General features: G+C 71.9%; 9 protein-coding genes. 8 read left to right on the top strand and 1 reads right to left on the bottom strand.

The annotated features are described in order from the left end of the window. The first annotated feature begins 43 nt into the window (after nucleotides 1-43). The 8 genes from AC07FT_RS10375 (at nucleotide 44) to fxsT (ending at nucleotide 12,032) form a co-directional block, all read left to right on the top strand. Nucleotides 44-1,231: an ABC transporter substrate-binding protein gene (locus AC07FT_RS10375; protein WP_479175588.1), complete on the top strand. Its 1,188-nt coding sequence runs from the start codon at nucleotides 44-46 to the stop codon at nucleotides 1,229-1,231. A gap of 7 nt (nucleotides 1,232-1,238) precedes the next feature. Further along, a complete protein-coding gene (locus AC07FT_RS10370; protein ID WP_431774104.1) occupies nucleotides 1,239-2,123 on the top strand; it encodes an ABC transporter permease in 885 nt (294 codons plus the stop codon). Nucleotides 2,124-2,148: 25 nt separating this feature from the next. Further along, complete coding sequence (locus AC07FT_RS10365; protein WP_254741012.1) at nucleotides 2,149-2,964, top strand: ABC transporter permease; 816 nt, start codon at nucleotides 2,149-2,151, stop codon at nucleotides 2,962-2,964. Nucleotides 2,965-3,013: 49 nt separating this feature from the next. After that, nucleotides 3,014-3,571 (top strand): hypothetical protein, encoded by a 558-nt coding sequence (locus AC07FT_RS10360; protein WP_479175586.1) that lies wholly within the window; start codon nucleotides 3,014-3,016, stop codon nucleotides 3,569-3,571. Between the two features lie 80 nt (nucleotides 3,572-3,651). Beyond that, nucleotides 3,652-4,791, top strand: a complete 1,140-nt coding sequence (locus tag AC07FT_RS10355; RefSeq protein ID WP_479175584.1) for a phosphorylase family protein — start codon at nucleotides 3,652-3,654, stop codon at nucleotides 4,789-4,791. Nucleotides 4,792-4,969: 178 nt separating this feature from the next. Continuing rightward, on the top strand, nucleotides 4,970-6,460 hold the full coding sequence (locus tag AC07FT_RS10350; RefSeq protein ID WP_479175582.1) for a VMAP-C domain-containing protein: 1,491 nt from the start codon (nucleotides 4,970-4,972) through the stop codon (nucleotides 6,458-6,460). Further along, on the top strand, nucleotides 6,457-7,632 hold the full coding sequence (locus tag AC07FT_RS10345) for an AAA family ATPase (RefSeq protein WP_254741024.1): 1,176 nt from the start codon (nucleotides 6,457-6,459) through the stop codon (nucleotides 7,630-7,632). The genes AC07FT_RS10350 and AC07FT_RS10345 overlap by 4 nt, the downstream gene beginning before the upstream one ends. Continuing rightward, nucleotides 7,629-12,032, top strand: coding sequence for an FxSxx-COOH system tetratricopeptide repeat protein (gene fxsT / locus AC07FT_RS10340; RefSeq protein WP_479175580.1), 4,404 nt, complete (start codon nucleotides 7,629-7,631; stop codon nucleotides 12,030-12,032). Before AC07FT_RS10345 ends, fxsT begins: the two co-directional genes overlap by 4 nt. 15 nt (nucleotides 12,033-12,047) lie before the next feature. Here the strand turns inward: fxsT and AC07FT_RS10335 are convergent, their stop codons facing one another. Further along, nucleotides 12,048-13,934 (bottom strand): HEXXH motif domain-containing protein, encoded by a 1,887-nt coding sequence (locus tag AC07FT_RS10335; RefSeq protein ID WP_479175579.1) that lies wholly within the window; start codon nucleotides 13,932-13,934, stop codon nucleotides 12,048-12,050. Nucleotides 13,935-14,001: the final 67 nt, after the last annotated feature.

The following is a 14,001-nucleotide window of genomic DNA, read 5'->3' as shown; positions in this document are numbered from 1 at the left end:
CTGTGTGTCCCGCCCTCCTTCCTTGTGGAGATTCGTCGTGCGCATGTCCCATGCATGGAAGGCCGCCGCGGCGGCCGGAGTCCTGCTCCTCGCCACCGCCTGCGGCTCGTCCGGTACTTCCTCGTCAGCCGGCGGTTTCGACCCGCCGGACCTCAAGCCGCGCAAGCAACTCGGCAAGACCGAGGGCAAGGTGAACCTGATCGCCTGGGCCGGGTATGTCGAGGACGGCAGCAACGACCCGAAGGTCGACTGGGTCAGCGACTTCGAGAAGCGGACCGGCTGCCAGGTCAGCACCAAGACCGCGGCCAGCTCCGACGAGATGGTCAGCCTGATGAAGACCGGTCAGTACGACGCGGTCTCCGCCTCCGGTGACGCCTCGCTGCGGCTGATCGCCTCCGGGGATGCCGAACCCGTGAACACCAAGCTGGTCCCCCACTACAAGGATGTCTTCGAGGGCCTCAAGAAGAAGGAGTGGAACTCGGTCGACGGGGTGCCCTACGGCATCCCGCACGGCCGCGGCGCCAACCTCCTGATGTACAACACCCAGAAGGTCTCGCCCGTCCCCGACTCCTGGTCGGCCGTCTTCGACAAGGCGTCCGCCCACAAGGGCAAGGTCACCGCGTACGACTCGCCGATCTACATCGCCGACGCCGCGCTGTACCTGATGAAGAGCAAGCCCTCGCTGGGCATCAAGAACCCCTACGCGCTGGACCAGAAGCAGTTCGACGCCGCCGTGGACCTGCTCAAGGACCAGAACGGCAACATCGGCGAGTACTGGAGCGACTACCTCAAGGAAATCTCCGCCTTCAAGAGCGGCAACTCGGTGGTCGGCACCTCCTGGCAGGTGATCGTCAACGCCGCCCAGGCCGAGAAGGCCCCGGTCAAGGCGGTGCTGCCGAAGGAAGGCTCCACCGGGTGGTCCGACACCTGGATGGTCTCCCCCAAGGCCGAGCACCCCAACTGCGCCTACAAGTGGATGGACTGGATCATCTCCCCGAAGGTCAACGCCCAGGTGGCCGAGTACTTCGGCGAGGCCCCGGCCAACCAGAAGTCCTGTGCCCTGACGGCGGCGAAGAACCACTGCGGCACCTTCCACGCGGCCGACGAGCCGTACTGGAAGAAGGTCCACTTCTGGACCACCCCGGTCGCCCAGTGCCTCGACGGCCGGAAGGACACCAAGTGCGTGCCGTACGCCAAGTGGGTCCAGGCATGGACCGAGATCAAGGGCTGAGCCTGATATGACCAAGACCGCGCCGGCCGCCGGATTCGTCCGGCGGCTCGCCGGGACTCTGCACCGCCGCCCCCGGCTCCAGCTGTCCCTGCTGCTCACCGCACCGCTGACCTGGCTCGTCCTGGCCTATCTGGGCTCGCTCAGCGCGCTGTTCCTGTCCGCGTTCTGGACGACGGACAGCTTCACCTCGAGTGTGGTGAAGGTCTGGAACACGGACAACTTCACCACCCTGTTCGAAAGCGACGTCTACCGCCAGGTCGCCCTGCGCAGCGTCGGCGTCGCCCTCGCGGTCACCGCGCTGTGCGCCGTGATCGCCTTCCCCGTGGCCTTCTACACCGCCCGGATCGCCAAACCACGCTGGCGGCCCCTGCTGGTGGTGGCGATCCTCACCCCGCTGTGGGCGAGCTACCTGGTCAAGGCGTACGCCTGGCGGCTCATCCTCGCCGAGGGCGGACTGCTGGACTGGCTGCTCGGCCCGTTCGGGCTCGAGGGGCCCGGCTACGGGCTGACCGCCACCGTGCTGGTGCTGACGTACCTGTGGCTGCCGTACATGATCCTGCCCCTCCACGCAGGTCTCGAGCAGCTGCCGGACAACCTGCTGGACGCCTCCGCCGACCTCGGGGCCCGCACCGGCCGGACGTTCCGTTCGGTGGTGCTGCCGATGCTGCTGCCGTCCATCGCGGCCGGGTCGGTCTTCACCTTCTCGCTCAGTCTCGGCGACTACATCGCGGTGCAGATCGTCGGCGGCAAGACCCAGCTGATCGGCAATCTGATCTACTCCAACATCACCCTCGATCTGCCGCTCGCCGCGGCGCTGGGGACCGTTCCGGTGGTGATCATCGTGGGCTATCTGCTCGCGGTGCGCCGTACCGGAGCCCTCAGCAGCCTCTGACGGCCCGCACACCGAAGGCGCTTCGATGAATCTCTCCCGCCCCGCGCGCATCACGCTGCGCATCGCGGCCGGGCTCGGCTTCGCGGTCATCTATGTGCCGCTGCTGCTGGTCCTGGTCAACTCGCTCAATCCCGACCGCAGTTCCGGCTGGCCGCCGCCGGGACTCACCTTCCACTGGTGGGCCGACGCCTGGCACAGCACCGGCGCACGTGACGCGCTGTGGACCTCGGTCAAGGCGGGCCTCGGCGCGACCGCGATCGCCCTGGTCCTGGGCACCCTGATCGCCTTCGCCGTCCAGCGCTTCCGCTTCTTCGGCCGGGAGACCCTCTCCTTCCTGGTCGTCCTGCCGATCGCGCTGCCCGGCATCGTCACCGGTGTCGCACTCAACACCGCCTTCCGCACGGTGCTCGAACCGCTCGGGGTGGGTCTGGGCATGTTCACCGTCGTCGTCGGCCACGCCACCTTCTGCATCGTGGTCGTCTTCAACAACGTGGTCGCCCGGCTGCGCCGGATGGCCGGGTCCTATGAGCAGGCGGCCATGGACCTGGGCGCGACCTCCTTCCGCGCCTTCGTCGACGTCACCTTCCCGCTGGTGCGCTCGGCCCTGGTGGCGGGCGGACTGCTCGCCTTCGCGCTGTCCTTCGACGAGATCGTGGTGACGACCTTCACCGCGGGCCCGGGTGTCCAGACCCTGCCGATCTGGATCTTCTCCAATATGGCCCGCCCCCAGCAGGCCCCGGTGGTCAACGTGGTCGCCGCCGTCCTGGTGCTGCTGTCGGTCATCCCCATCTACCTCGCCCAGCGGCTGTCCTCGGACACCGCGACGGGCAGCCGGATCTGAGGCCCCGTCACGCGCTATCGTCTCTGACGGAGCGCGGAGGGGGGCGCCGGTGGCGCGGGACGGGAACGGCGAAGCCGAGACACTGGCCAACAGGCTGCTCATCGTGGAGTACGAGCAGGTGAAGGAGGAGCAGCGGGCGCGGATCGGATTCCGGGACAACCTGCTGTACGCCACGCTCGCCTCGATGGTGGCCATCATCACCTTCTCCTTCCAGAACGGCGGCCAGCCCGAGCTGCTTCTGCTGCTGCCGCCCGCGTCGGTGGTGCTGGGCTGGGCGTATCTGGTCAATGACGAGAAGATCTCGGCCATCGGCCGCTATGTGCGCGGGGACCTCGGGCCACGGCTGGCGGCGCTGGCCCCGGGGTCCACGCGGGTGTTCGGATGGGAGACGGCCCATCGCGACGACCATCGCCGGATCTCGCGCAAACGGCTGCAACTCGCCGCGGACCTGCTGCTGTTCTCGGCGTCGCCGCTGGCCGCGCTGATCGTCTGCTGGTCCGCCGAGCCGCTGCGGCCCTGGCTGCTGGCGCTGTCGGTGGCCGAGGTGGCACTGGTCGCCGTGGTCGGTGTGCAGATCGTGCTCTACGCGGATCTGCGCCGTCCGTGATGTGACCACGTACATCGACGCCGGGCCCGCGGTGGCGCAGCATGGTGGGTCCGGGTCGGAACGGTGCCGAGGGGGAAACGGTGACGGCTGGCGACAACGGGGGATCCGCGCGGGCGGATGTGGTGGTGCTCACCGCGCTGGAGGTGGAGTACCGGGCGGTGCGCGCCCATCTGGAGGAGGTGCGCCCGGCGGGGGCCGAGCGGGGCGCGCTGTTCGAGGTGGGCACCTTCGGTGAGGGGACCGTCGGGCGGCGGGTGGCGATCCATATGACCGGCCCCGGCAATCCGGGCGCGGCCGCCGCGGTCGAGCGGGCCGCGGCGCTGTTCGCACCGCGCGCGCTGCTGTTCGTCGGGGTGGCGGGCGGACGCAAGGATGTGGCGCTGGGCGATGTGGTGGCCGCCGACGCGGTCTACGACTACGAGACCGGCAAGGACACCGAACAGGGTTTCCTGCCCCGGCAGAAGACCCACCAATCGGCGTACGGGCTGGTGCAGTTGGCCCGGATCGTCACCGCCGGGGACAGCTGGCAGCGGCGGATCCGCCCGTCGGACGGCTCACCGCTCCCCCGCGCCCATGTCAAACCGGTCGCGGCGGGCGGACGCGTGGTGGCGCACCACGGCTCGGACACCGGCCGCAGACTGGCGGCGGTCGCGGGGGACGCCGTCGCGGTGGACATGGAGGGCTTCGGGTTCCTGGCGGGGGCGTATCTCAACCAGCATCTGGACGCCCTGGTGATCCGGGGGATCTCCGATCTGCTGGGAGACAAGGGCGAGGCGCATGACGAGCGCTGGCAGCCGGTGGCGTCCCGGCATGCGGCCGCCTTCGCGTTCGAGCTGATCGGACGGCTTCCCGGGGCCTCGCACCCGGCGCCCTCCGCGCCCCCGGTGCCCCCGGTGACCGCGCACACGGTCGTGCCGGCCCCGCGCCGCGGCCGGGCGAAACTGACGATCCATCAACTCGGCGCACTGGCCGATGTACTGCTGGACATCCCCGGGATGACCGCGCCCGCCCGCTGGCAGCAGCTGCTCGACGAACTGCCCACCGTCGGCACCGCCGTCAGCCGACAGTCGGCAGGCCGGGCCGAGGCGCTGGCCCTGCTGCGCACCTGTGAGGCGCACGGCGCGCTGACCGAGCTGGTGGAGGTGGTGTCCGTCCTCGCGCCGGACACCCCCGCGGCGGCCGAACTGGCGCGGCGGGTCGGGGAACTGGGCCGGGGGTGAGCGGGGCGCCCACCGGCGCCCCGGCGGCCGCCGGGGCGGGAGGGTGTGTCACCGGAGGCCTGCGGGGCATACCAGTTGTCCGGAGTCCGGGCGGGCGGCGCCCGTGGTGTGGCAGGGTCTCCGGCGGGGGATCACCGGCGGCGGGGACCGGTGATACGGGTTCGGGGGAGGGCATGGCATGGCGGCCATGGCGGAAGGCGGCCTGGCATCGGTCACCAACCTGGTCACGGCGCTCAAGGAGTTCCGCTGTCTGACGGACCCGGACTCCCGCGCGCTGTGTCTGGAACTGGTCGCCATGGAGCTGGAGTCGGCCGTACCGGTCCGCAGCCACCGGGTGACCGACTACTTCCTGGTCGAACTGGCCCGGGAGTGTCTGGACAACGTACGGGTGATGCGGGCGCTGCGCGCCTCCCTCGCGGTGATGGTCTCCGACACGGCCGCGATGATGCAGCTCGACGCGGTCATGGAGCAGATGACGGCCCGTCCGGCGCTGCCGGTGCCGGCCACCTCGGAGCTGCGCTCGCTGCTGGATGAGCTGGAGATCGGGCATCTGGGGCAGCTGTGCCGGGCGGCGGCGGGCCCGCTCCAGGACGTCCCACCGGTCACCGGCCCCTGGCACGCCTTCGAGGTGCTGAGCCGGATGAACGCCCAGCCGGGCAGTCTGCCGCCGGGCCTGGCCCTGGTGGAGTATCTGGCCGCCTCCGCACAGCCGTTGCGGACGGCGGACGCGCTGCGGGCATGGGCCGATGAGCGGGCCAGGGAGCTGTCCCTGACCTCGCAGCTGAGGTCGCTGCGCCAGCAGGTGGGCCATACCGCCCCGGCGGAGCCGGTGGACGCCTATCTGGTGATCCGGCTGCTGCCGCAAGCGGAGCCCGGCCGCTACGAACTCTCCTCCTGGCACCAGTACGACCCCACCGGCTGGCATCCGGTCCGCGGTCCGGTCACCCAGGTCACCGCGGCCACCGCGGAACGGGCTGTGCAGGACCTGGTGTACGCGGCGGTGGAGGAGTGGGACGACGCCCGGTGCATCCACGTGGAGTTCATGCTGGGCCCCGAGGACCTGAACCTCCCGGTGCACCTGTGGCGACAGGAGCTGGACAGCGATCTGGCCACACCGCTGTACATGGACTTCCCCGTGGTGATCCGCAGTCTGGAGCGCTGCCAGACCCGGCGCTGGCACCGTTCGTGGAAGCAGCGCTGGCAGATCTTCGCCGACCAGCCCCAGCGTTCCAAGCAGCTGGTCATCGACGGCCCCGACCCGGACAGTCCGCGCTCGGGCGATCCCGGCGGGCTGCTCGCCCGGCTCAAGGCCGATCCATACGTGGTCGCGCTCGTCCTGAACTCACCCCCGGGGACCACCCCCGAAGGTACGTACGAGGCACTCGCGGCATGGCGGGCCGGGATCCCGGTGGTGACCTGGGACCGCCGCCACGCCCGGGCCCCCGACCTGGTCCACCGGCTGGGACAAAAACCGGCCGAGGCCAGCGGGAACCTGGCACGGCTCCGCGAAGCCGTGACAGAGTTACGTCTGGACGCCCATACGATCGACGCCGCGGAGCGGGAGCATCACCCGGGACAGCACGTGATGCTCGTCTGGGACGACCCGACCCGTCCCGTGGAGCCGGTGGGGCGGTTGACGGGGCCGGACGAGGGGGTGGGGAGCCGATGAGCGAGGCGGAGTCCGCGCGACGGCACAACGGACGGGTCCACGGCGATCCGGGGTCCACCGCCGCCGCGCCGCCGTCCGGGATCCCACGTCCCTGGTGGATCTACCAGGGCACCGGCCGCCCCCTGCACGACGTCGACCTGGAGGAGATCCTTCCGCCGCCGCCTCCCTGGCGCACCTTCGGCGGGGTCTCGGCCTGCCCTCCGGACGCCGACGCTCCCGGGGCGTTATCGGACCGGGACGGTGTGCCGGCCGAGCCCCCGGCACCTCCGGAGGAAGAGCAGGACGCGGCCCGCCGGCTGGGCGCCACTCCCCTGGGTCTGCGAGCCGGGGCCGAGGAGGCCGACGTCGTCAACGCGGCGCTGATCCTGCGCCGTCCGCTCCTGGTCACCGGGCGCCCGGGCACCGGCAAGTCCACCCTGGCCTACCGCGTCAGCCGGGAGCTGGGGCTCGGCCGGGTGCTGCGCTGGCCGATCACCACCCGCACCACACTGCGGTCGGGGCTGTACGGCTATGACGCCGTGGGCCGGGTGCACGCCGCCGCGGCCGGACAGGCCGCGGAGGGCGACCCCCAGGAGCCGGGGCCGGAGGACATCGGGGACTTCCTCCAACTCGGGCCGCTGGGCACCGCGATGCTGCCCTACCGGCTCCCCCGGGTGCTGCTCATCGACGAGTTCGACAAGAGCGATATCGATCTGCCCAATGATCTGCTCGACATCTTCGAGGCCGGTGAGTACGCCATCCCCGAGCTGGTGCGCGTCCGCCGCCGCCGGCCGGCCGTATCGGTCCTCACCGACGACCCGGACCGCAGCACCGTCATCGCCTCGGGCCGGGTGCGCTGCAACGCCTTCCCGGTCGTGGTCATCACCAGCAACGGCGAACGGGAGTTCCCGCCCGCTTTCCTGCGCCGCTGTCTCCAGCTGCGGCTCCCGGATCCGGACGCCGACCGGCTGGCCGCGATCGTGGCCGCCCATCTGGGCCGGGCGGACGATCCGCGGGCCCAGGAGCTCATCCAGATGTTCCTGGAGCGCAGTGAGCTCGAAGGCGGGCTCGCCGCCGACCAGTTGCTCAACGCGGTGTACCTGGTGACGTCCCAGTCGCAGGTACCGGGCCCCGAATGGGAGGAGCTCCTGCGCGCCGTCTGGCACCGGCTGGACGCAGCAGGCCCGACATGACTCACGACCCAGGCCGCGGATCCCCCGGGCCCGGCCCACAGGGCCTGGACTGGCGGCAGGTCGCCGACGCCGTATGGCTGGCCGTCTGCAAGGCGGAGACGGACCGCGGACCGGACCGGGCCCCTCCGGGACCGCTTCCCCGGGCCCCGGAGGCGGACGCCCCGCCACCGGGTGACGATCCGTCCGCCGAACCCCCGCCGGAGCGCGGTCCGGAGGAGGAACGGGCGCCCGGGCAGGACACTTCCGTCCGCACACCCCAGCCCGTCGGACTCGTCCCGGCCGCGGAGTGTCCGGCCCCGGACGCGGAACCGGCCGTCGCCACCGACGTGCTCATCCCCGCGCCCCGGCTGTCCCTCACCGCTCCACCACTCGCCGAGCGCGCCCTGTCACGGGCGCTGCGTCCGCTCAAGCGCACCACACCCTCCCCGGTCGCGCTGGAGGTCGACGAGGAGGCCACCGCCGAGCGCGCGGCACGCGAGGGGCTGTGGGTGCCCGAATGCGTACCGGTGCGGGAGCGCTGGATGGACGCGGTCCTGGTGCTCGACTGCGGACGTTCGATGGTGGTGTGGCGGCGGACCGCGGCCCGGCTGGCCACCGTGCTGCAACGCACCGGCGCCTTCCGGGACGTGACGGTGCACCGGCTCGACAGCGACCGCGCGTTACCCGACGACGGGGGCGGCACGGCCGGCCCCGGGGAGCCCCCCGGCAGCGGTTCGCCGGTGTCCGGAATGGCGCCGCGCGACAAGCGGGCGGTGCTGGTGCTCACCGACGGCATCGGCGCGGCCTGGGCCGACGAGAGCGCCCAGCGCGCCCTGGCCCGCTGGGCGCGGTGCGCCTCGGTGGCCGTCCTGCACGTACTGCGCCAGGGCCGCTGGGCACACACCGGGGTGGCACCGGAGCGGGTGCGGGTGCGCGTTCCCGCACCCGGCGCCCCCAACGCCACCTGGCGCCCGGCCGACGGCGGCTCCTGGCCGGGAGGTGAGCCCCCCGTACCGGTGCTGGAGATGGACGCGCGCTGGATGGCCGGATGGGCCCAGCTGGTGGCCCGGCCCCCGGCCCGGGGCCAGGAGACACTGGCCCTGCTGCCCGGGGCACCGGCGGAGCGCTGGGAGCATGAACCGGAACCGAGCGCGCTGGACCGTGTCTTCCGGTTCCGCTCCACCGCCTCCCCCAGCGCCTTCCGGCTGGCGGCCCGGCTGGCCGCGGCCCCGTTGAACATCCCGGTGATGGAGTTCGTCCAGGGGATCCACCAGCCGGAGGGCAGCCCCGGCGATCTGGCGGAGATCCTGCTGGGCGGGCTGCTGCGCAAGGTGGGGACGGCCGATCCGCTGGACGAGACCGGGATCGGCTACGAATTCCACAGCGGTGTGCGGGAGCTGCTGCTGTCGGCGGGGATGCGCGACGAGTCGCTGTACATCCTGCGCAGCGTGCTGGACCGGCTGGGGAAGCGCTGGCAGCCGCTGCACCTGCTGCGGGACCTGCTCAACCATCCTTCGGAACCGGTGCGGGACCTGCCCACCACCGAGCGGCTGCTGCCGTACCTGAGACTCCAGGAGCAGGTCTACCAGGCGCTGTCGGGGCCGTATCTCGAAGGCGCGCGCTCCTTTCGCGCTCTTGTCCTCGCCCATCAGACGGTCGCCCCTATGGGCGAACGGCCCCCGGATCCCGTTGCTGACGGGGCAGACAGGGGAAAAAATGTGGTCCCCGAAGCGGCTGAGGCGGTTGCCGTGACTGACTCCATCACTCCCCGATCCACCGCGCGTTCCCATGCCGACGATCCACCCGACCCGCCGGCGCACCGCGCGCCGGGCCCGGCGGGAGAGCACCTGAGAGGAAGTTTCGTGTCCGTGACCGCTGCCCGGTCCCTGCCCGCCGTGGAGGAGCGCCGAGCCGGGGATCCCCCGTCCATCTGGGGCAACGTGCCGCCCCGGAACAACAACTTCACCGGACGGCAGACGCTGCTCGACATGCTCCACGAGCGGCTGCGCAGCGAGGGCACCGCGGCCGTGCTGCCGGAGGCGCTGCACGGGCTCGGCGGTGTGGGCAAGTCCCAGATCGCCCTGGAGTACGTCCATCAGCACGCCGCGGACTACGACGCGGTGTGGTGGATCCCCGCCGAACGCCCCGAGCAGATCCGCCATGCGCTGGTGCAGCTCGCCGAGCGGCTCGGGCTCCAGGCGGGCATGGAGGCCAACACGGCCGTCCCGACCGTCCTGGACGCGCTGCGCACCGGACGGCCCTGCCGCAACTGGCTGCTGGTCTTCGACAACGCCGAGGAGCTGGAGACGGTCCGCCCGTTCTTCCCGGCGGGCGGTCCCGGCCGCATCCTCGTCACCTCGCGGAACGCCCAGTGGTCACGGGCCGCCCGCACCGTGGAGGTCGATGTCTTCGAGCGCGAGGAGAGCATCGAGCTGCTGCTGCGCCGCGGACCCGAACTCCCGCGCGACCAGGCGGACCGGGTGGCCGACGCGCTCGGGGACCTTCCGCTGGCCATCGAGCAGGCGGCGGCCTGGCTGACCGAGACCGGGATGCCGGTCGACGAGTACCTCCAGGTGTTCGAGGACGAACGGGCCGATGTCTCCACCCGGCGCAGCGAACTGCTCGCGGCGGGCGTCCCGGTCGACTACCCCGAACCCGTCGCCGCGGCCTGGAACATGTCGCTGCGCAGACTGGCCGAAACCCATCCCGGGGCGCTCCAACTGCTCCAGATGTGCTCCTTCTTCGCGCCCGAGCCGATCTCCCGGCGGCTGTTCTCGGGGGTGCGGGGCGTCTCGCTGTCGCCCGAGCTGTCGGAGGTGCTCCAGGACCCGATCAAACTGGGCCATGCCATCCGGGAGATCAACCGCTACGCCCTGATCAAGATCAATCACCGCAGCAACACCATCGAGATGCACCGGCTGGTGCAGGCGGTGCTGATCGGCCAGATGTCCCCGCAGCAGCAGGCGGACATGAAGCACAGCGCCCATGTGCTGCTGGCCTACGGGGACCCCAATGACGTGGCCCCGCCCAACTGGGGCCGCTACGCCGATCTGCTCTCGCACGTCCGGGCCTCCCGGGCGATGGACTGCGACGACAAGTGGGTGCGGCAGATGGTGCGCAACCTCGTCCGCTTCCTCTACGTCTGGGGCGACCACGAGGGCGCGCTCGAACTGGGCCGCCAGGTGCGGGAGAAGTGGGTGGAGACCCTCGGCGAGGACAGCCCCGAGTCACTGGCGGTCTCCCGGACCCTGGGCCATGTCCTCACCGTGCTGGGCCACTTCGAGCAGGCGCGGGAGCTGAACAGCCGCACCCTGGAGCTCCAGCGCGCCACCGAGGGCGACGACCACGAGAACACACTGGTCACACTGGGAGCGGTGGCCAGCGACGCACGCTTCCAGGGCGAGTTCGCGCGCTCGCTGGAGCTGGAGCGGGACCGCTGGAGCCGGACCCGGCGGCTGTTCGGCGAGGAGGATCCGTACACCATCGCCGCGGCGAACGACTACGCCCTGGGGCTGCGGACGGCCGGTGACTACGCACGCGCCCGCGAGGTGGACGAGAGCGCCCACGCCCTCGCGGAGGTCATCCTCGGCGAGGACAATCTGCTGGCCATCCTGCTGGAGACCAACGTCACCATCGACGTGCGCGAATGCGGTGACTACATGACCGCCCGCGGCATGCTGGAGCAGACCTGCGCCCGGATCCGCAGGGTGCTGCCGCAGAACGCGCCCATCGGGGTCTACGCCCTGCGCAATCTCGCCGTGGCGCGCCGCAAGGCCGGGGACCACGAGGGTGCCCTGGAGATCAGCCAGGAGGTGCTGGAGCGCTACCGGCTGCGCTACACCGAGCCCAATCTCAACATCACCGCCACCTCACTGAACCTGTCGATGGACCTGCGGCAGACCGCCGATCTCGACGGCGCCCGCGAACTCGGCCGCAGCTGTCTGGAGGACCTGCGGGCCGCGCTGGGACCGCGCCATCCGGTGACCCTGAGCGCGGCGCTCGACCTCGCCATCACCCTGCGGCTGCTGGGCGAGACGGAGGAGGCGCTCCGGCTGAACACGGAGACGCTGCCGCTGCTCGTCGAGCGGCTGGAGGCCGACCATCCGGTCTCCCTGGCCTGCGCGATCAACCTGGCCAGCGATCACTTCACCCTGGCGGACTACGAGGAGGCCCGGCGGCTGGACACCGACACGCTCGCGGCCTGCCGGTCCCGGCTGGGCGAGGACCACCCCACCACGCTCGCCTGCGCGCTCAACCTGTCGGGTGATCTGCGGGCGCTGGGTGAGGGACGGTCGGCGGAGGAGCTCCACCAGGACGCGCTGACCCGGATGCGACGGGTGCTGTCCGCCGCCCATCCGGCCACGGTGGCGGCGGCCCGGGGCATCCGCGCGGACTGCGACGTGGAGGCCATGGCGTTCTGAGCCCGACGGAAGCGCTCATCCGGCGCGGGAGCCGATCCACTCGGCGAGGGCCAGGGGATCGGGGCTCGGGCCGGGGTGCGCCGTGGCCGCGTCCCGTAACGCCCGGTGGACGGCGAGCACCAGCTCGGGACGGGTCCGCAGCGCCCGCCGCGCGGTGCCGCCCGGCACGCTGAGCGCGAGCCCGGCCCATGCGGAGAGATCGTCCGGCGACTTCTCCAGCCGGGCCCGGTAGCCGTCGAGCGCGGCTGCGGACCGTCCGGCGGCCCAGTCGAGATCGGCTGCGTCGGGGGTGCCGCCGTCGGGGCCGTCGCCGCCGGGGAGCCGGACTCCCCCGTCCGCGTGGAGCCGGGCGTACGCCACCGGATCGCCGAGCAGCCGGCGTACGAGCGCGGGGCGTGTCGGGGACTCGGTGGGGGCCGCCCGGACGACGGTCCCGGGCAGGTCCCGCGGTGGGGCACTGCCCTGCTGCCGGGCCCGTGCCCACTGGGCCGTCCGCTCCGGGTCGCAGCGCAGATGGCGCAGCCGGTAGAGGAGTTCGGCGTCGAGGAGCACGGCGTCGGCCCACCGCCGCGGCAGCGCCGGTACGGTCTCGGCCGGCCAGTCGGCGAGCCGTTCCCCGGCAAGCCGAAGGAACCTTTCACCGCGGGGTGTGAGCCGGGCGTGTGTGCGCAGTGTGCGCAGCCCCCGGGCGGTCTGCGCCCGGCGCAGGGCGAACTCGAACGCGGCGGTGTCCCGGACCGGTCCGGCCCCGGCGCGGTGCCACCGGTCCCACCAGAACCCGGTGACGCCCAGGAAGGCGTACACCCCGTGCAGCAGCCCGCGCAGCGGTCTGGGGTCCGGCCGCCAGGGGGCGTGGTGGACCTCCTCCAGTCCCCCTTCGATCAGCGGCACCAGGTCCATCAGCGCGCTGAGCTTGATGTGCTGGGCCTCGTGCACCAGCGACGCGGCCAGGGCGAGCGGATCCGCGGGGCGGCCCAGCAGGACGCATCCGTGCGCCTCCGGGGACGAGGCGCTGAACAGCTCGGGGTGGGCGGTGTACGGCACGGGGACGAGGGATCCGATACACGCGGCGATACCACCCGGATCCACCTGTGTCTGTTCGGCGACCAACCGCCAGGCGCCGTCGAAACACGTCCGCCAGTGCCGCCACTCGTCCTCGTCGAGCCTTTCCGGCGGGGTGGTGCGGAGGAAATCGCGATAGGGGTCGACATCGTCGAGGAAGGGGGCGCTCAAATGCCCGTGGTGTTCACCGCGCAATCGCCGGAGGCCGTACCAGCCGGGCGCATTCCCGGCGCATTCGGCCGGCGCGTTTCCGGCGCGGTTCCCGGTGGCCTTCCCGGCGGGGTCGAATGGCAGTGGCACGGTATGCGGTCCGGCGGTGAGCGCGCTCTTCCCTTCCGGTCCGCGGACGACCTCGGCGGTTTCCGCCGTACGGTCCGGAAGGCGCGCGAAACCCAGGGCGGGCAGCATCACTCCGCCCTCGCGCACCGCCACCGTGATACGGAAGTCGATCCCCGCGAGAAGCGCGGCCGAGGCGGCCATCGCGTACAGATAGCCGGTTTCGGTCCACAGCGGTGCGGTCCCCGGTGACCGGCCGCGCAGCCTGCGCAGACAGCGGTTGAGCCAGGTGCCCGTCTGGGGGTGCAGCAGGACGCGGTCCACGGCCGCCGGGTCCGTGCGCTCCGCCCGGATGAGGAGGCGCCACGGCTCGCGGACACCGGGGAGCGGGCCCGGCAGCGCGGGGTGACCGGAGGCGATGCCGACCAGGGCGCGCAGCAGGAGCATGGTCCGGCTGCGCTGCCCGGACCGCAGCTCGGCCACCGACGACACACCGCCCGAACCCCGGCCCAACTCGGTGAAACACCGCTCCGAAAGGCGATGAAAGGAACGTTCAGCCGTCATGGCCACCTTGTTCCACAAAGCGAGGGATGCGGCACTATTCCGGCGTTCCCTCGCTGACGCAATTCTG

The sequence above is a fragment of the Streptomyces sp. NPDC045899 genome (assembly GCF_056431485.1).
The sequence above is the reverse complement of the archived record's forward strand: the minus strand, read 5'-3'. Positions and strand labels throughout refer to the sequence as shown.

Excerpts from the sequence above, each read along its gene's own strand:
- AC07FT_RS10350 (WP_479175582.1), top strand. The coding sequence starts at position 4,970 with ATGGCGGCCATGGCGGAAGGCGGCCTGGCATCGGTCACCAACCTGGTC.
- AC07FT_RS10375 (WP_479175588.1), top strand. The coding sequence starts at position 44 with ATGTCCCATGCATGGAAGGCCGCCGCGGCGGCCGGAGTCCTGCTCCTC.
- AC07FT_RS10335 (WP_479175579.1), bottom strand. The coding sequence starts at position 13,934 with ATGACGGCTGAACGTTCCTTTCATCGCCTTTCGGAGCGGTGTTTCACC.
- fxsT (WP_479175580.1), top strand. The coding sequence starts at position 7,629 with ATGACTCACGACCCAGGCCGCGGATCCCCCGGGCCCGGCCCACAGGGC.
- AC07FT_RS10370 (WP_431774104.1), top strand. The coding sequence starts at position 1,239 with ATGACCAAGACCGCGCCGGCCGCCGGATTCGTCCGGCGGCTCGCCGGG.
- AC07FT_RS10345 (WP_254741024.1), top strand. The coding sequence starts at position 6,457 with ATGAGCGAGGCGGAGTCCGCGCGACGGCACAACGGACGGGTCCACGGC.
- AC07FT_RS10365 (WP_254741012.1), top strand. The coding sequence starts at position 2,149 with ATGAATCTCTCCCGCCCCGCGCGCATCACGCTGCGCATCGCGGCCGGG.